Genomic DNA, 16,744 nt, shown 5'->3' on the forward strand with positions numbered 1-16,744 from the left:
GAGATCGCGCGCTTACGCTTGCGCTCGCGGCGGAAGAAACAGGAACTCGCCCTCGCCGTCGAGCTTGGCGTATTGAGGCGTCTGCCGGTTGTCGGATTCCGCCAGCACGCGCTTCAGGATGTAATCCGCGAGCTTGAGCGCAGTTAACCCGGCGCCGTCGGGGTCCGCGAAGCCCTCGAGGCCTTTCAGGAAACTTCGCGTGAAAATGCCGTGGCCGCCATCCTCGACCGCTTTCTGGTTCCCTGTGCCTGCGGTGAGGAGTTGCACCACTGGTTCCTGGGTCAGCCCGGTCAGGTCCATCTCCACACCGGACGGGGCGGCGTCGCGCTTCGCCGCATAACCGGAGAAACAGCTGTCGAGCACGAACAGGATGTGCTTGGCCGGCAGGCTCTTTCCGTGACGCACGAAATCCACCATCGGCAGGGAGCTCAGCGGAAGATTGGCCGGATCCGCGTCATAGGGCAGAAGGTAACCTTCCTCTCCTTTGCGGTGCTTCAGGACCTGGCCGTGCAGCGCGAAGAATACCAGCAGCCGGTCCTCTCGTTGCGTGGTCTCGACCTTGCCGAGGATCGAGCGCAAGATCCCATCTTTGGTCGCCTTTTCGTTGACGAGGAGTTCGATGCGCTCCGCGGGAAAACCCGCTCTGGGGAGGGCTTCCGCCACCGCCTCGGCGTCGGCGACCGCATAGCTCAACCGGGCCACGGATGGCGATTGGTAGGTGTCGACGCCGACCACGATCGCCCATGAATTCTGGTAGTAGGCGCCCAAGCCCTTGGCAACGTCGGGATGCGTCTTCCGGCTCTTCACGGTGACGACGGCCTCGCCTGCAGCCGGCCGCAATCGGCGCACGTGATAGCGCTTGTATACGACGCCCATCGGCTGATCGGACTTGCGCATGTCGTACGTCTGCGGATCGTCGACTTCGGCGACAATGTCGCGTGCCACGTAGTACGTGTTCTGGTCGACCAGGATCCGTTTACCGCCGCGCGCGTCCTGCTCGAACGCCGCGGCCAGGTTCACCACATTGCCGAGCGCTGTGAAGTCCTTGATCTGCCCTCCGCCAATGGACCCGATGATCACGTCGCCGGTCGCGATTCCAAAGCCAATGTCGAGAAAGCCCAGATCCTCGTTGCGTTTGCGGTTCCACTGGTTGCGCAGGTCCACGAACCCCGCGATGATGCTGAAGGCGCAGCGCAGCGACCGCTCCTCCGTGCCGGTCTTGCCGCGGAACAGCGCCAATACCCCGTCGCCGAGGAACTTGTTGACGAACCCGTCGAATTTGACTACCTGCGCCGCCAGCAACGTCAGGAACTCGTTCAAGTGCCCCGCTATTTCCTTCGGATCACCGAGCGTCTGACTCAACCGGCTGAATCCCCGCATGTCGGCGAACATCACCGTCATGCGCTCGTGATGCGCCGGGGCGGCGAGCTCGCCAAGCAGATCGCCGGTCTTGCGCCTGTGGGCTGCGGACGTAAATAGGCCCTTGTGCGCGAGCAGATCGCGAATGTGGCGCGCATTGCGAATCGCGATGGCAGCGTGGCCGGCGAAATGCTCCAGTAGGCGCAAGTCGCGCGAGGTGTAGTCGCCCGACGCCTTGTTTAGAAGCTGGACGACGCCGCTCCGAAGTGACTCGATGGCAAGCGGCACGCAGATCATCGATTTGGTGCTGTAATTGGTCTGCTGATCGACGCCTTTGAAATGGTCCGTCCCCCTCACCACGGAGCGCTCGATCAGCGATTCGCCGGTCTTGTACACGCGGCCCGCAATGGAACCCATCGGGACACGGTCAGGGCCGAATTCGCCGAATTGCGTGAGCACGTCCTGCGCCTTGGGACCGGTTGCGGCGGCGAAATACATGCCATCGCGCTCGGCGTCATGGAGTATGACGGAGCCGGACTCCGAGCTGGTCAGGTTTCCCGCTCGGGTTAGGATCGCCGCGACCAGATCGCCGTAGTCGATCTCGGAACTCAGCTCACGGGCGTTCTCGACCAGGGAGAGCAGGTCGGACCGGCTGAGCTCGTCATCGTCTGCCATGAAGGGCCGCCCAGAGTGTGTTGTGTACCACGAGGGTCTTCATTGTTGATAATGCCCATGACGATGTCGAATTACAAGGGAGCGTCTTAGGGCGCCAGGCTCAACTAATCATAAATCGAGCGTGCCCCCCCCTTTCCCCTTCCTGAGCAAAGGGGAACGGTGGAGGGGAACGGGGTCTACCGTTTGAATTGTGCGGCAGACGGTATTGTGTCGGAGGCGTAGGAAGATACATGCAACGGGAACGGTCGAGTTTTTTCGGTCGCTACGATATTACGCCAGCATCCTGCAGTCGACAATTCTGCAGGAAGGTCTCTCAGAGAGAGCCAGGCTAATGAGTCTGGGGATATGACCGTAAAGTTGCGTGCCCTCTAAGGATTGTCGAATCCCCCCTGAGCTACTACTATTTTCTATTCTCCACGCCCCCTGCCTTTCTTTAACTATGGCTAAACCCCTCACGGATAAGCAACGGAAGGAAAAGATCGAGAGTGCGCTCAGGAGCTTTAGGGGCGACTTCAACGACTACGAGCGAGCAGCGTTGAACCTAAGCAACGACGACCTTGTAGCTCCGGCCGCTGCGCTTAACCTGATGCGGCCAGATTAACCTTCACTGAAACACGCGATGAATCTTGCGTGTTTTCGATCACGACCTTGGTGAACAACGGCGTGGCCAGCGCCATGAGCTGGATGGCAAGCGACGCCATGAGGACGTCGCGGAATACCTTGCGGTGCTTGAGAAGTTCGGGGATGAACCAGCCGAATCCGAAATGGGTGCCCGCAGCGGATTTCGCATCCGGATCCGCCAGAGGTTCATTTTTGGGCGCCGCCTGCAGGACCCTGCCCGCGTAACGCAACTCGAACTCGGCAAGCGGCAGGATGGTGTGACCGGCCGTGCCTTGTTCGAAGAAGGCGACGCGGTCTTCTTCGAGGCGCAATACAAAGGCGAGCCGCGGGACCGGCGCCTCCGGGTCTAGGGAGGGAAGACTTTGGCGGTCGACGCCGAGCCCCTGTTGATGCGGCTCGCTTATAACCGGAGCTAGCAGCACGACAAATGGCGCTGAAAGTTTCTTCAGCCTTGAAACCGGCGGCGCCTTCCAGCCCGCGCGCAAGCCGAGCGATCCGGCTGCGCGCGCGACTGACTCGAAATCGTAGGGGGGCGAAAGCTGCCCGGTTACCAGCTTCTCGTCAAAAGGAAGTCGAAAGTACTGGCTGAGCACGGACAGCACCCATACCAGCGTCTCATGGTCAAACGCATCGCTTCGCGCCCGTCTCCCCTGTTCGGCGGGAAGCAACTGCACCACTTGCGGACCCAATCCCCGATTCCTTTTCTTTTTCTTAGCGTCATGTTCTGTTTATTTTTTATGACAAGCGCCTGTGCTTGCGCCTTGACCAACGTCTTCTACACATCATGCTTTTTACGGCATCTGGAAAATTTGTCAATTCTGACAATTGATAGATTTGGAGAAGCAGGTACGTGATAGAGACGTGCGAAAGGCGCATCGACCCTCGTCTTAACTGACTCAATTGAAATGATTGTTGCGGAGCGTCGTCACACCTTTGGACGACGCGCCGTCCGTTCGGTTGGAGCCGAATGTCATAAGCTTATTCAAAAAAATTTCCTGGAAGCTCGGAATCGAGCGCCGTATTACTCGCGCCGTGTAGGACGGAAACGGACAGCGCGTCGGGAGAATGTGATGCGCAACGAACGCAGACTTGGCGGAAACTCTCCCGGAACCGGGAGGCGGGTAAACCGCCGACGGTGATCAGCTAACAGTGAACGGTGAACAGGGAACAGGGAACAGCTAAGAGTGAACGGCGAATGCGATAAAGGACCAGCACGAATCCGGCTTCGTACTTCGGAAGATTCAGAAAAACAAACGGCGGCCCGTCGGCCGCCGTTTTCATTTGCCTCTTTTTCTCTCAGGCGATGGTGATCTGCCTGGAAAGATAAACGTCCTGGATCGCGTTGAGGATCGCGACACCCTCCTTCATCGGCCGCTGGAAGGCCTTGCGACCGGAGATCAAGCCCATGCCGCCGGCGCGCTTGTTGATGACCGCGGTGCGCACGGCTTCGGCCAAATCGTTCTCGCCCGACGCGCCGCCGGAGTTGATCAGTCCCGCGCGGCCCATGTAGCAGTTGGCGACTTGGTAGCGCGTGAGGTCGATCGGATGATCGGTGGCGAGTTCGGTGTACATGCGCTTGTCGACCTTGCCGTACGGGTTTTCCTTGCTGCTGATGGCGTTGTAGCCGCCGTTATTTTCGGGAAGCTTCTGCTTGATGATGTCCGCCTGGATGGTGACGCCGAGGTGATTGGCCTGGCCGGTCAGGTCGGCGGAGACGTGGTAGTCCTTGTCGCTCTTGAACGCCGGGTTGCGCAGATAACACCAGAGCACGGTCGCGAGTCCCATTTCATGAGCGAGCTCGAAGGCCTTCGCGACTTCGACGATCTGGCGGGCGGACTCCGGCGAGCCGAAATAGATGGTGGCGCCAACCGCGACCGCCCCCATGTCGCGCGCCTGCTTGATGCTGCCGAACAGGATCTGGTCGTATTTGTTGGGATAGGTCAGGAATTCGTTGTGGTTAACCTTGAGCAGGAACGGAATCCGGTGCGCGTACTTGCGCGAGCAGGAACCGAGCACGCCGAGCGTCGAGGCCACCGCGTTGCAGCCGCCCTCGATGGCGAGCTTGACGATGTTCTCGGGGTCGAAATAGGCCGGGTTCTTGGCAAACGATGCACCGGCAGAGTGCTCGATGCCCTGGTCCACGGGCAGGATGGACAGGTAGCCGGTGCCGCCCAGGCGGCCATGGTCGAACATCTGCTGGAGGCTGCGAATCACCGGCGGGGTGCGGTCCGACGGGGTGAAGACGCGCTCGATGAAATCGGGCCCAGGCAGGTGCACGGTTTCCTTGGGAATGCCCTTGCAGACGTGGCTCAGCAGCTTGTCGGCGTCGGCGCCGAGCAGTTTGAAGATATCGGTTTCGACAACATTTTCCCCTGTGGTTTTGACGGCGGTGACGGCTGACATGATGTGATCTCCTGAACACTGTTGGCGGTATTATCTCCCAGCTCGGGTAGGGGCGTGTAAGCGTCCCTTATAATGAACCGATCCGGACTGCCAAACGACGAAAGCATGATTTATTCCCTCGGTGACAGGAAAGTCATTACCCGCGGCGATTACTGGGTTGCGGACAACGCGACGATCATCGGCTCCGTGGTGCTGGAGCACAATGCCAGCGTCTGGTTCAACAGCGTGGTGCGCGGGGACAACGACCTGATCACCCTCGGCGACGGATCGAACGTGCAGGATGGCAGCGTGCTACATACCGACGCAGGCGTGCGGCTGACCATCGGCAGGAACGTGACCATCGGCCATCAGGTGATGCTGCACGGCTGCACCATCGGCGAGGGCAGCATGATCGGCATCAAGTCGACGATCCTGAACCACGCGAAGATAGGCAAGCACTGCCTGATCGGCGCGCATGCGCTGATCACCGAAGGCAAGGAGATTCCGGACCGCTCGCTGGTGGTGGGCTCACCGGGAAAGGTCGTGAGGCAACTGACCGACGAGGAAGTGGAGCAACTGCAGGAAAACGCCCTGCATTACGTGAAGAACTTCCAGCGCTACCGGCTGGATTTGAAGGTTCAGCCGGGTTGACCGCCGTGTCCGCGCCCGCTCCAACCCTGCCACAGCATATGATCAAGTTCGGATTCAAGATCCGCACGCGCAGCGGCTTGCCGGTGGACAACCTCGTTGTTCATGCCCGCGACCAGGCCGAGGCCGAGCGCAAGATCACGCAGATGTACATGCATTGCGAAATCATAGAGTGCAGACAGATCGCCGCACCGGTTCGGGAAGAAGGCAGCGACCTCGAAGGCATCATCTCGCTTATATCGAGACAGCCGGACGAAGAAAAGCCGTGACGGGGGATTCCGTGACCACTTCGGGCTCGCGCCGCTCGATAAAACCGACATTCACCAGCTCTTCCAGCAGCGCCTCGTAATCCAGTGCGCCGCGGCTGTCGGGCGCATGCGCGAAGACATCCTTCTTTGACGCGGGGCTCTCGGCGATGCTGACATTCTCCGTGATCCGGGTGTTGCAGACTTCGTCGCCCAGCCGCGCCTTGAGCTCGTTGTAGATCTGGTGCGACATCTTGCGGCGGCTGTCGAAGCGCGTCATCACGTAGCGCCGCACCACCCGTTTTCTCAGCACATGCTCCAGCGCCTTCAATGTCTTCTCGACCTGGAACACGCTATGCACTGCCAGATAGTCGGTGGAGACCGGGATCAGCACGCGATCCGACGCGAAAATCGCGCTCAGACTGAGCACCCCCAGCATCGGGCAGCAGTCCAGCACGATCGGCCGGCCGGTATTGAGGTTTTCCTTGACGATGCCGACGTTGAGCCGGTTGAGGATGTTCGGGCCTTTGCCGAATTGCGTATCGACCTTCGACAACTCCACGTGCGCGGGGATCACCAGCCAGCCGCCGGCCGCGGGGCGGATCAACTGCGTCAGGGCCTTGGTGCTTTCATAGAAGCCGAACATCGAATCGTCGGCATTGCCGACGGTACTGTTACATATATAGGAAAGATGGGCCTGCGGATCGAGATCGATCGACAACGGGTTATACCCCCGCCGCGCGAGCGCCGCCGTGAGGTTGAGTGAAGTCGTGGTCTTGCCGACCCCGCCCTTCTGATTGAAAACCGCGATTTTGGCCATTGACCACCCGCCCCCGACCTCCCGGGAAGGGGAAGTACAATACTAATAAAATCAGCCGCTTGTCAATCCAATTTGAGAGTATTTCAACTGTGATAAAGTTCCCGCCTCGCTTTCCGCACCAGGTGATGCGCCATCATTGCGGCATCTGCCGAGTGCGGCGTTCTTCAAGATAACAATGAGCAACGATCCCTTCCTCACTGCGCTCGGACGCATGGGGTTGCTTCAGCCCGGCGAATGTCCCGCCATTTCACCGCTCACGGGCGGCGTGTCATCAGACATCGTGCGCGTGGACCTCGCGAGCGGCCCGATCTGCGTCAAGCGCGCTCTGCCCAAGTTGAAAGTCCAGGCGGACTGGCAGGCACCGATCGAGCGCAACCAGTACGAGATCGAATGGATGCGAGTCGCGGCGGGCATCGATCCGCAGGCGGTACCGAAGGTGCTCGGCGAGGATCGCGACACCGGCATGTTCGCCATGGAATTTCTCGACGGGGACCGCTACCGCGTCTGGAAGAACCAGTTGCGCGACGGCGAAATTTCGATCGACACCGCCCGTGAAGTCGGCCGCCGCCTTGCGGCGATCCACGGCCGCACGGCGGGCAACATCGATATCGCAAGGAAATTCCCGACGGATCACATCTTCTTTCCGATCAGGCTCGAGCCTTATCTTTCCGCCACCGCGAAGAAACATCCCGATTGCGCCGACCGCCTGGAAAGCCTGGTGCGCGTCACCGGTGCGACCAAAAAAGCGCTGGTGCACGGGGACGTCAGCCCGAAGAATATTCTGTCGGGGCCGGACGGACCGGTGTTCCTCGACGCCGAATGCGCGTGGTACGGCGATCCGGCATTCGATCTCGCGTTTTGCCTGAATCATCTGCTGCTGAAATGCGTGTGGCGGCCCCAGTGGCAGACACGCTACCTCGAGTGCTTCGACGTACTCGCCGAGAGCTATCTTGCGAACGTCGCCTGGGAAGCCCGCGCCGACATCGAGGCGCGCACCGCGCATCTGCTGCCTGGGCTGTTTCTGGGCCGCGTCGACGGCAAGTCGCCGGTGGAATACATCACGACCGACGCAGAGCGCGATCAGGTGCGTCGCGTCGCGCGCGCGCTGCTGCTCCATCCGGTGGACCGCCTTGCCGGCGTGCGCGCCGCCTGGCAGCGCGAGCTCTCCCAAAAATGACAGCGACGGAAGCGAACGTTTCATGACCGACACCACCATTACCAAAGTTCACGGCCGCCGCGTGTGGGATTCGCGGGGCCGGCCCACGGTCGAAGTCGAGGTCCATGTCGCCGGCGGTGCGCTCGGCCGGGCCATCGCGCCGGCGGGCGCGTCACGCGGATCGAACGAAGCCGTGGATCTGCGCGACGGCGGACCGGCGTTCGGCGGCATGGGGGTGTCGAAAGCAGTGGCGCACGTCAACAACGAGATCTCCCGCGTGCTGCTGGGACGCAATGCCTTGCGCCAGGCCGAAATCGACGACGAGTTGATCGCGTGCGACGGCACGCCGAACAAATCCAGACTCGGCGGCAACGCCATGATCGCCACGTCGATGGCCGTCCTGCACGCAGCAGCGGGCGCGCATCGGATGCCTCTGTACGCCTATCTGGCGCAGGGCAAAAGGATTCGCATGCCCCTGCCCGAAATTCAGATTTTCGGCGGCGGCGCACACGCGGGACGGCGCGTCGACATCCAGGACTTCATGGTGATGGCGCTGGGTGCGCGCAGCTTCGGCGACGCGGCTGCCATCACCGCCGAGATCTATCGCGCCGCGGGTGAGTTGATGAGAGAAGCAGGCAAGCTGCAAGGCGTCGCCGACGAAGGTGGATTCTGGCCGGCGTTCGATTCGAACGAAGAAGCGCTCACCATGTTGATGCGCGCGATCGAACGCGCGGGCTATCGTCCCGGCGAAGAGGTCGGCATCTCGCTCGACATCGCCGCGTCGGAGTTCGGCCGCAGTGGTCGTTATCGCCTTGGTCTGGAAAGCCGCGAACTCGACAGCGACGGCTTGTGCGAATTGCTGCTCGGCTGGCTGGACCGCTATCCGATCGTGTCGATCGAAGACCCGCTGGCCGAAGACGACGCTGAAGGCATGAAGAAATTCACGGCGGCCGCCGGAAAGAAAGTACAGATCATCGGTGACGATTTTCTGGTGACCAATGCCGCGCGCGTGAAGGATGCGGCTGCTTCCGGCGCCTGCAATGCCGTTCTCATCAAGCCCAACCAGGCCGGCACCGTGACCGAAACCAAGGCCGCGCTGGACGCCGGAAAGCGCGCCGGCTGGGGGACCATCGTCTCCGCGCGTTCGGGCGAAACCGAGGACGTCACCATCGTGCATCTCGCCGCGGGCTGGGATACGGGTCAACTCAAGGTCGGCTCCTTCGCACGCTCGGAACGCATGGCCAAATGGAATGAGGCGTTGCGCATCGAGGAAGCGCTCGGCGCCGAGGTCGCCTTCGCCGGGCGGACCGTTCTTCCGGGGCAGAAATAAGAAATGACGCGCCAGCCGCGGTGAGCGTTTTGACCGCAAGCGAACATGAACACTGACTCCCACCACCGCCGAACATTGCGCGGCATCGTGTTAACCATGTCGGCGGTGTTCATGTTCTCGGCGATGGACACGCTCGCCAAGTACATGCTCAAGTCTTACCCGATGTCCGCTCTGATGTGGGCGCGCTACATGGTTCACGTCGTGGTGATGCTGGCACTGCTGTGGCCGCGCATGGGCATCAAACTATTTCGCACCTCACACCCATGGCTGCAGATCCTGCGCGGCGTGTTGCTGGTGGGGAGTACCACTTTCTTTTACTTCGCGCTTCGCTATCTGCCGCTTGCGGAGGCGGCGGCCATCAGCTTCGTGGGCCCGGTGCTCACGGCCCTGCTGTCGGGACCCATGCTGGGCGACAAGGTGACTCGCCGCCAATGGTTCGCGGTCACGCTGGGCTTCGTCGGTGTGCTGATCATCATGCGACCGGGCGGCGGCGTGCTCTCGCTCGCCGCGGTGTTTCCGCTGGCGACCGCAATCCTGTTCAGCGTCTACCAGATCGTGACCCGCAAGCTGTCGGGACGCGAGCACCCCTATACCACGCTGTTCTATACCGCCATCGTCGGCGGTGCGATCACCAGTATTGCGGCGCCGCTGCATTGGATCACGCCGACTTTGAGTCAAGCGGGCTTCATCGTTTGCATCGGCCTGCTCGGCGGCTTCGGTCATCTGTTGTTGATCCGCGCCATGGAGCACACATCGCCGTCGACATTGGCGCCGTTCGTCTATTCACAATTGATCTGGTCGACGCTCTTGGCCTACCTGGCGTTCGGCGATTTTCCGGAGTCCATGACTCTGTTCGGCATGCTGGTCGTCGTCGCGGCCGGACTGCTCGCGGTGAACTGGAAACAGATGCGACGATTAAGCGATGCCGCCGATCAGGCGGGCTCGCATTGATTTTTTCAGGGACTGACATGACTCGACCCGCACCCGATCCGCGCGACGCCTACCGTCACTTCCAGACGATTGCGACCCGCTGGATGGACAACGACGTATACGGTCATGTGAACAACGTCGTCTACTACAGTTATTTCGACACGGTGGTAAACCAGTATCTGATCGAGCAGCGCGTGCTGGATATCGAAAAAAGCAAGGTGATCGGGCTGGTGGTGGAAACCCAGTGCCACTACTTCGCCCCGTTCACCTTTCCGGATGTCGTGCATGCCGGATTGCGGGTCGCCAAGCTCGGCAACAGCAGCGTGCGTTACGAAATCGGATTGTTCAGAAACGAGGAGAAAACGGCCTCGGCGCAAGGACATTTCGTCCACGTGTACGTGGATCGCACCTCGCGCCGATCAGCCGCGGTTCCCGCCGACATGCGCACGGCCCTGGAAAAGATCATCGCTAACCGATAGCTGCGGAAGGTAATCCGTCACACGTGCGTTTTCATTCCAGACCAGCTTCATTCCAGGCCAGCTTCATTCCAGATCAAAGAATTCATGACCGTAGCGCACCGTGCCTGAAACCCTGGCGAACGCGCCGGGTTCGAGTTCGATCGCCATGAAAGCATTGTCGGCTGCGGGGAACGGACACTTCAGCCCAAAACGCGCCGCCGGCACGAATCCGAACCGCGCGTAGTAGACCGGATCGCCAAGCACCAGCACGCGCGCCTGCCGTGCCGACCGGCAGCGTTCCAGTCCGGCACTGACGAGCGCGCTGCCGATACCGAGACGCTGAAACGCGGGCACCACCGCAAGCGGCGCCAATGCCAGCGCACTCACCTCGCCTCCTTCGGCATCCGTGACAATCTTCGAGAATACGACGTGTCCAAGAATGCGTTCTCTTTCTTCGGCCACGAGCGCCGATGCGATTTTGCCGGATGCGCGCAAACGATCGACCAACCGCGCCTCCGCTTCGCGCCCAAAGGACGCGAGCAGAAGCGCGCGAACCGTATCGAAATCCCGAGACTGTTCCGGCCGGATCAGGGGCATGAGCTAGCCGCCCGGTCCGCCGCCGTTGACGAACACGATCTGCCCCGTCATATAACTGGCGGCATCGGAAACCAGGAAGGCCACGGCTTCGGCGATTTCCTTCGGCTCACCCTTGCGTCCGAGGGGGACCGATTTGATGAATGCGTCGGCGCGCTCCGGGCCGATTTTAACGAGCGATTCCTCCAGCATGTCGGTGCGGATCGGTCCCGGGCCAATCGCATTCACGCGGATGCCGTTGCGGCCCTCCTCTTTCGACAGGATGCGCGTGAAGGCCTCGAGCCCCACCTTGGAAACGGTGTACACGCCGTTCTGGGCAGGGAAGCGGTTGGTGACGTTGGAGGAAAGATTGACGATATTGCCGCTCTTGCGCGCGCGCATGTGCGGCAGCACTGCCTGCACCATGTGGAATGGGCCGTACAGATTGACCCGCAGCACGCGATCCCATTCCTCCGGCGGCGTATCGGCGATCGCGACGCCGGGCAAATGGGTTCCCGCATTGTTGACCAGCACGTCGATACGGCCGTAAGCGTCGAGCGCGGATTTCACGACGGCCTGCGCGGATTGCTCGTCCGCCACATCGGCGCGCAGGATTTTCGCTTCGCCGCCCGCGGCTTTCACTGCGGCTTGCACGATCGCGGCGTCGCTTTCGCGGCTAGCATAGGTGAACATCACGCGAAATCCGCGCGACGCCAGCAGTTGGACGATCGCCCGCCCGATTCCGCGGGAACCGCCCGTGACGAGTGCGACCGGAGAATGGTCCATGTTCGCCTCAGCGGATGAGCGGAACTCGTCCGGTCAGCGGATATTGCGGATCGTTGTACCCCGGCGTCGAAGGATGCCCGACGGACACCAGGGAATCCACGAGCGCTTCGCCCCTGGGTTCGAACTTGAATTCGAGCGCCTTCAGATAATCCTGCCATTGCTCGAGCGTGCGCGGGCCGGCGATGACGCTGGTGACAATCGCGTTGTTGAGCACCCAGTTGATCGCAAAATGGCCGGCGCTCGTGCCCTTCTTTTCGGCAAAGGCCCGGATCTTCTGCGCGATCGCCAGCGATTCCTTGCGGAATTCGGTTTCCATCATGCGCTTGTCGCCGCGCCCGGCGCGCGTTCCTTCGAGCGGTGTTTCGTTCGGCCTGTATTTGCCGGTGAGCACGCCGCGCGCGAGCGGACTGTAAGGCACAACCCCGATTCCGTAGTGGCGGCAAGCCGGCAGGATCTCGACTTCCGGCTGGCGGTTCATCGCATTGTAGTAAGGCTGGCAGACGATCGGTTGCGGCACGTTCATAGCACGGCACAGGCGGATGATCTCGGCGATGCGCCAGCCACGGAAGTTGGACAATCCAAAGTAGCGCGCCTTGCCCGAGCGGATGATGTCGCCCATGGCGACAACCGTCTCTTCCAGCGACGCATCATCGAAGTCGCGATGAAGGTAGTAGATATCGACATAGTCGCCGCCGAGTCGTTTCAGGCTGGCGTCGATCGCCTGCATGATCCATTTGCGTCCGAGTCCCACCTGGTTCGGACCCGGGCCCATGGCGTTGCCGACTTTGGTGGCGAGCACCCAATGATCGCGGTTGGATGCGATCAGTTTGCCGGTGATACGCTCCGATTCGCCTTTCGCGTACTGGTCGGCGGTATCGATGAAATTGACGCCGGCGTCGAGAGCCGAGCCCATGATGCGGGCGGCTTCCGTTGCGTCGGTACGATCGCCGAACATCATGGTGCCGAGGCACAATGGCGAAACCTTCAGTCCGCTGTTGCCGAGTTTGCGATATTCCATGGAATCCTCCCGCTGAATTTATTTTCTGGAAAGAGCGCCGAATGATGCCGCAAGCCCCGCCCAGGCGCAAACTTGAGAGCGTCGCCGTGCAGATGATATAAACCAGCGATTCACTGACGAGATCCCTTCAATCATGCCCAGACAAAACCCGTCCCAGATGCGAGCAATCGAAATCGCCACGCCCGGCGGGCCGGAAGTTCTGCGCCCCGGCCAACGCCCGGTACCTTCGCCCGCCGCGGGCGAAGTGTTGATCGAAGTTGCGGCCGCCGGCGTGAACCGCCCGGATGTCCTGCAACGCAAAGGCGGCTATCCACCACCGCCTGGAGCATCCGACATTCCGGGCCTTGAAGTCGCGGGCACCATCGTCGGCCTGGGGCCGCAGGTGAATGCGTGGAAGATCGGCGACGAAGTCTGCGCGCTGGTGACCGGTGGCGGCTACGCCGAGTACGTCGCGGCGCCCTCGGTGCAATGCCTGCCGGTCCCAAAGGGCGTGACGCTGGAAGAAGCCGCCGGCCTGCCCGAAACTTTCTTCACCGTCTGGGTCAATGTCTTCCAGCGCGGCGCGCTGAAGAACGACGAGACGCTGCTGGTGCAAGGCGGCTCCAGCGGCATCGGCGTCACCGCGATCCAGTTGGCGCGCGCTTTCGGGCATCGCGTCTTCGTGACCGCGGGGACGGCGGAAAAATGCGCGCAGTGCGAAAAAATCGGCGCGACCCGCGCAATCAACTACCGCAACGAGGATTTTGTCGCGGTCATCAAACAGCTGACCGGGGGCCGCGGCGTCGATGTCATTCTGGACATGGTCGGCGGCGATTACGTGCCACGCGAGCTGGCATGCCTCGCGGATGACGGGAGGCTGTCTCTGATCGCATTCCTTGGCGGAGCCAGGACTTCGCTGGACATGACCGACATCCTGCGCCGGCGCCTGACGATCACGGGTTCGACGCTGCGCCCGCGGCCGGTGGAGGTCAAGGCAACCATCGCGCGGGCGCTTCGGGAAAAGGTATGGCCGCTGCTGGAGTCGGGGAAAATCCGACCGGTGGTCTACCGGAGATTCGGACTGGAAGAAGCCGCGGCGGCGCACTCGCTCATGGAATCAAGCGAGCACGTCGGAAAGATTCTGCTGATCGTACGGAAATAAAGCTAGAACACTTCGAAAACTTCTTCGCCGGGTTTCGGCGGCTCGCGCCGCAGCAGTGACAGGTCGCGCCGCTCGGCAACGGCAGAGGCGTACTGCATGTTCTTGTCGATTTCGTCGAAGTACAGGTTCTGCCCGCCGAAGTGCTTGTCGACATAGCCGTGCGCGCTGCCAAGCTGATCGTTCAGGCGAACTGTTGCGGTCTTGTAGAAATTCGGCGTCTTTTGCATCAAGTCCTCGACGGACCTGAACATCACGCCGGTGCGCCGATCGGCTTCGTCGCGCGCGGCGAGCCCGCCTTCGACGAATTCCGGATACAAGCGATCGCGGCACTTCTCCAGATAACAGCGATCGGCCATTTGGGCAATGATGTCGGCGGTACCGAGCATATTGCCGATCAGCCGGAACGTCAGGTTGGGGACGTCGATCTTGGCAGTCGGCTTTTCGTAACCGGTGAAATGGATGATATGCGTTGCAATCGGCGCAAGTTCGGCCATGCCGATGCGGTTCATGTAGTCTTCGAGGAACTTCGCGCCGCGCGTCACGTGCTTCAGGGTGTATTCCGCTCCGTTCTTGTGCCGGGTGTCGTTGACTTTGCGCAGGTAGCCGATGTCGTGAAACAGCGCTGTGACGATGCCGAAGCGGAACAGCCTGGCACCGAGGTCACCGCCACGATCCTGCGTGCGCTCGTAGCCGTCCATCAACCGCGCCATCGCCAGCGTGACGTCGAGCGAATGCTGCAGGTTGTGGTAATCGGTCTCGCAGGCGTGATAACCGGGATACTCGCCCATCTGCAAGCGCGTCAGATCGCGGAAACACCGGTTAATGACGTGAGTGGACGCCTTCGGATAAAGCTCGAGGAATATGCGATTGACTTCACCATTTACCGAAGCCGGGTCAGTCGTGTTGACTTGGTTGGTGACATCGTAGTCGTTCCGACGTGGCATCAATCGATATCCTTTGTGGCCGGTTTGTCGCTTATGGCCGACATATTCCTGTCATGGTACCCTCCCGGCCGCCGAATTTTCAAGACGATTCTTCTACTTGCATGCTTTTTACGCGGGCGAACCGGTGCCAAAGGGTATGACGGCCGACGGCGACCGGCTATTGAGCCAGCCTGCCCTGCCATTGGGATGGTAATACCTTGAACGATTGGAAAAAAGGCGACGAAAAACTTCGACCGTGCGGCATGCCCCGCCGTCGCGGGGGCTTGATGCGCGTCGCCATCGCTTTTCTGCTGGGAATATCCTTACTGTCGGCAACCGGCACGATATCGGCACGTTCGCCCGCGATCGAGACCGCCGGAGTGGTTCGTGCGGCCAATCTGCCCAGGGAAGCGCGCGAAACCCTGGCGCTGATCAAGCAGGGGGGGCCGTTTCCTTATTCCCGCGACGGCGTGGTATTTGCCAATCGCGAGGGCCGGTTACCGCATGCATCGCGTGGCACCTATCGGGAATACACGGTGAAGACATCGGGCAGCGGGAATCGCGGCGCCAGGAGAATTATCGCCGCAGGGATCAACCAGTTCTGGTACACCGCCGACCACTACCGCAGTTTCAGACGGATCGTCGAATGAAAACCGATTTCTTCAAACTCATCGAATCGGGAGCGGGCGGCGTATTCCGCTGCCATGCCCCCTTGCCCGGCGCGGCTCTGGAATCTGCCGCGCGAAAAAAGTTGCTGGTCGTACCGGTCAGGCTGCCTGCCGCCCGCGACAAGAACGGTTTTCTGAATGCGATCGCCAAGGCACTGCAATTTCCCGACTATTTCGGCCATAACTGGGATGCTTTTTACGACTGCCTGCTTGAGCTAAAGCACGGTGAGGGCGCCGGCACGCTGCTGGTGTTGCGAGATGCGTCGGGTTTTGCGAGGGCCGAGCCGGAAGAATTCGCCGCCGCGGTGGGCACGATGGCGGACGCTGCCGACTACTGGAAGGGTGAAAACAAGGCGCTGCTCGTCGTCGTCGAACTGGAAGCTCCGGCCCTGGCGCCGGAGCTTGCGGAAATCAGCCGTCCAACGGCGTGACGGATCGCGGCGCGCGCTGCTCGTAGTCCCGGCGCGCTCGCGACGCATTCAGGTAACGCACCAGTTCCTGCAACGCGCGCTGGTAAACCTCGCGCTTGAACTCGATTACGCTTTCCAGCGGAATCCAGTACTCATGCCAGCGCCAGGCATCGAACTCCGGATGCTCGGAGTGGCGCAGGCAAACATCGCAGTCGCGCCCGATGAGCCTGAGCAGGAACCAGATCTGTTTTTGCCCCCGATACTGGCTGCGAGTTTCACGCCGCACCCAGTTCTGCGGCACGTCGTAACGCAACCATTCGCGAGTCCGCCCGAGGATCTTCACATGGCAGGGATCGAGGCCGACCTCTTCCTTCAGCTCGCGGTACATCGCCTGCTCGGGTGTCTCGCCACCCTTGATCCCGCCCTGTGGGAACTGCCAGGCGTGCTCCTTGATCCGCTTGCCCCAGAAAACCTCGTTCCTGACGTTGCAAAGAATGATTCCTACATTCGGGCGATAGCCGTCACGATCAATCATGTGAGCCACCCCACGCCAATTCTCAATGGGCGGATTTTTCCACAAATAACGGGATAAAAGAAGTTT

The 16,744-nt window shown here is 61.1% G+C and carries 18 protein-coding genes; 9 read left to right on the forward strand and 9 right to left on the reverse strand.

The features are described 5' to 3' along the window. Window positions 1-12: 12 nt before the first annotated feature. The 3 genes from HY067_02450 to HY067_02460 all read right to left on the reverse strand — a co-directional run bounded on the left by HY067_02450 (window position 13) and on the right by HY067_02460 (window position 5,058). Window positions 13-2,034, reverse strand: coding sequence for a caspase family protein (locus HY067_02450; protein MBI3526808.1), 2,022 nt, complete (start codon window positions 2,032-2,034; stop codon window positions 13-15). A gap of 578 nt (window positions 2,035-2,612) precedes the next feature. Next, complete coding sequence (locus tag HY067_02455; GenBank protein MBI3526809.1) at window positions 2,613-3,344, reverse strand: hypothetical protein; 732 nt, start codon at window positions 3,342-3,344, stop codon at window positions 2,613-2,615. Between the two features lie 607 nt (window positions 3,345-3,951). After that, window positions 3,952-5,058, reverse strand: coding sequence for a class I fructose-bisphosphate aldolase (locus HY067_02460; GenBank protein ID MBI3526810.1), 1,107 nt, complete (start codon window positions 5,056-5,058; stop codon window positions 3,952-3,954). A 105-nt stretch (window positions 5,059-5,163) separates the two neighbouring features. Between HY067_02460 and HY067_02465 the strand changes: the two genes are divergently transcribed. Together HY067_02465 and HY067_02470 are read left to right on the forward strand one after the other, a co-directional pair. Next, window positions 5,164-5,688: a gamma carbonic anhydrase family protein gene (locus HY067_02465; protein ID MBI3526811.1), complete on the forward strand. Its 525-nt coding sequence runs from the start codon at window positions 5,164-5,166 to the stop codon at window positions 5,686-5,688. Window positions 5,689-5,726: 38 nt separating this feature from the next. Beyond that, complete coding sequence (locus tag HY067_02470; GenBank protein ID MBI3526812.1) at window positions 5,727-5,954, forward strand: hypothetical protein; 228 nt, start codon at window positions 5,727-5,729, stop codon at window positions 5,952-5,954. Here the strand turns inward: HY067_02470 and HY067_02475 are convergent. Further along, entirely contained in the window at window positions 5,920-6,750 is an 831-nt protein-coding gene (locus HY067_02475) for a ParA family protein (protein MBI3526813.1), read from the reverse strand. The genes HY067_02470 and HY067_02475 overlap by 35 nt on opposite strands. Before the next feature lie 175 nt (window positions 6,751-6,925). Here HY067_02475 and HY067_02480 point away from each other — a divergent pair, with 175 nt between their 5' ends. Genes HY067_02480 through HY067_02495 form a run of 4 tightly spaced genes read left to right on the forward strand, consistent with a single transcriptional unit; the run spans window position 6,926 to window position 10,645 of the window. Then, entirely contained in the window at window positions 6,926-7,927 is a 1,002-nt protein-coding gene (locus tag HY067_02480; protein ID MBI3526814.1) for an aminoglycoside phosphotransferase family protein, read from the forward strand. A 22-nt stretch (window positions 7,928-7,949) separates the two neighbouring features. Beyond that, window positions 7,950-9,236: a phosphopyruvate hydratase gene (gene eno, locus HY067_02485; GenBank protein ID MBI3526815.1), complete on the forward strand. Its 1,287-nt coding sequence runs from the start codon at window positions 7,950-7,952 to the stop codon at window positions 9,234-9,236. Between the two features lie 45 nt (window positions 9,237-9,281). Further along, window positions 9,282-10,187: a DMT family transporter gene (locus HY067_02490; GenBank protein ID MBI3526816.1), complete on the forward strand. Its 906-nt coding sequence runs from the start codon at window positions 9,282-9,284 to the stop codon at window positions 10,185-10,187. Between the two features lie 17 nt (window positions 10,188-10,204). Then, the gene (locus tag HY067_02495) at window positions 10,205-10,645 is read left to right on the forward strand and encodes an acyl-CoA thioesterase (GenBank protein MBI3526817.1); all 441 of its coding nucleotides are present in this window, start codon (window positions 10,205-10,207) and stop codon (window positions 10,643-10,645) included. Between the two features lie 63 nt (window positions 10,646-10,708). Here HY067_02495 and HY067_02500 read toward each other — a convergent pair whose 3' ends face one another. The 3 genes from HY067_02500 to HY067_02510 are packed head-to-tail and all read right to left on the reverse strand — an operon-like array spanning window position 10,709 to window position 13,001. After that, window positions 10,709-11,221, reverse strand: a complete 513-nt coding sequence (locus tag HY067_02500) for an N-acetyltransferase (protein ID MBI3526818.1) — start codon at window positions 11,219-11,221, stop codon at window positions 10,709-10,711. Window positions 11,222-11,224: 3 nt separating this feature from the next. Beyond that, window positions 11,225-11,983: a 3-oxoacyl-ACP reductase FabG gene (locus HY067_02505; protein ID MBI3526819.1), complete on the reverse strand. Its 759-nt coding sequence runs from the start codon at window positions 11,981-11,983 to the stop codon at window positions 11,225-11,227. Window positions 11,984-11,990: 7 nt separating this feature from the next. After that, entirely contained in the window at window positions 11,991-13,001 is a 1,011-nt protein-coding gene (locus HY067_02510; protein ID MBI3526820.1) for an aldo/keto reductase, read from the reverse strand. Between the two features lie 157 nt (window positions 13,002-13,158). Between HY067_02510 and HY067_02515 the strand changes: the two genes are divergently transcribed. Beyond that, window positions 13,159-14,142 carry an NAD(P)H-quinone oxidoreductase gene (locus HY067_02515; GenBank protein ID MBI3526821.1) on the forward strand — a complete coding sequence of 328 codons (984 nt, stop codon included), beginning with the start codon at window positions 13,159-13,161 and terminating at the stop codon, window positions 14,140-14,142. A 2-nt stretch (window positions 14,143-14,144) separates the two neighbouring features. On the opposite strand, the gene HY067_02520 is transcribed toward HY067_02515, so the two are convergent. Further along, on the reverse strand, window positions 14,145-15,086 hold the full coding sequence (locus HY067_02520) for an HD domain-containing protein (GenBank protein ID MBI3526822.1): 942 nt from the start codon (window positions 15,084-15,086) through the stop codon (window positions 14,145-14,147). A gap of 242 nt (window positions 15,087-15,328) precedes the next feature. Between HY067_02520 and HY067_02525 the strand changes: the two genes are divergently transcribed. Next, window positions 15,329-15,715: a ribonuclease gene (locus tag HY067_02525; GenBank protein ID MBI3526823.1), complete on the forward strand. Its 387-nt coding sequence runs from the start codon at window positions 15,329-15,331 to the stop codon at window positions 15,713-15,715. Beyond that, complete coding sequence (locus tag HY067_02530) at window positions 15,712-16,164, forward strand: barstar family protein (protein MBI3526824.1); 453 nt, start codon at window positions 15,712-15,714, stop codon at window positions 16,162-16,164. The genes HY067_02525 and HY067_02530 overlap by 4 nt, the downstream gene beginning before the upstream one ends. On the opposite strand, the gene HY067_02535 is transcribed toward HY067_02530, so the two are convergent. Further along, on the reverse strand, window positions 16,145-16,678 hold the full coding sequence (locus HY067_02535) for an RNA pyrophosphohydrolase (protein ID MBI3526825.1): 534 nt from the start codon (window positions 16,676-16,678) through the stop codon (window positions 16,145-16,147). The genes HY067_02530 and HY067_02535 overlap by 20 nt on opposite strands. Between the last annotated feature and the right edge of the window lie 66 nt (window positions 16,679-16,744).

It is taken from the genome of Betaproteobacteria bacterium (assembly GCA_016194905.1).
Taxonomy (GTDB): Bacteria; Pseudomonadota; Gammaproteobacteria; order Burkholderiales; family JACQAP01; genus JACQAP01.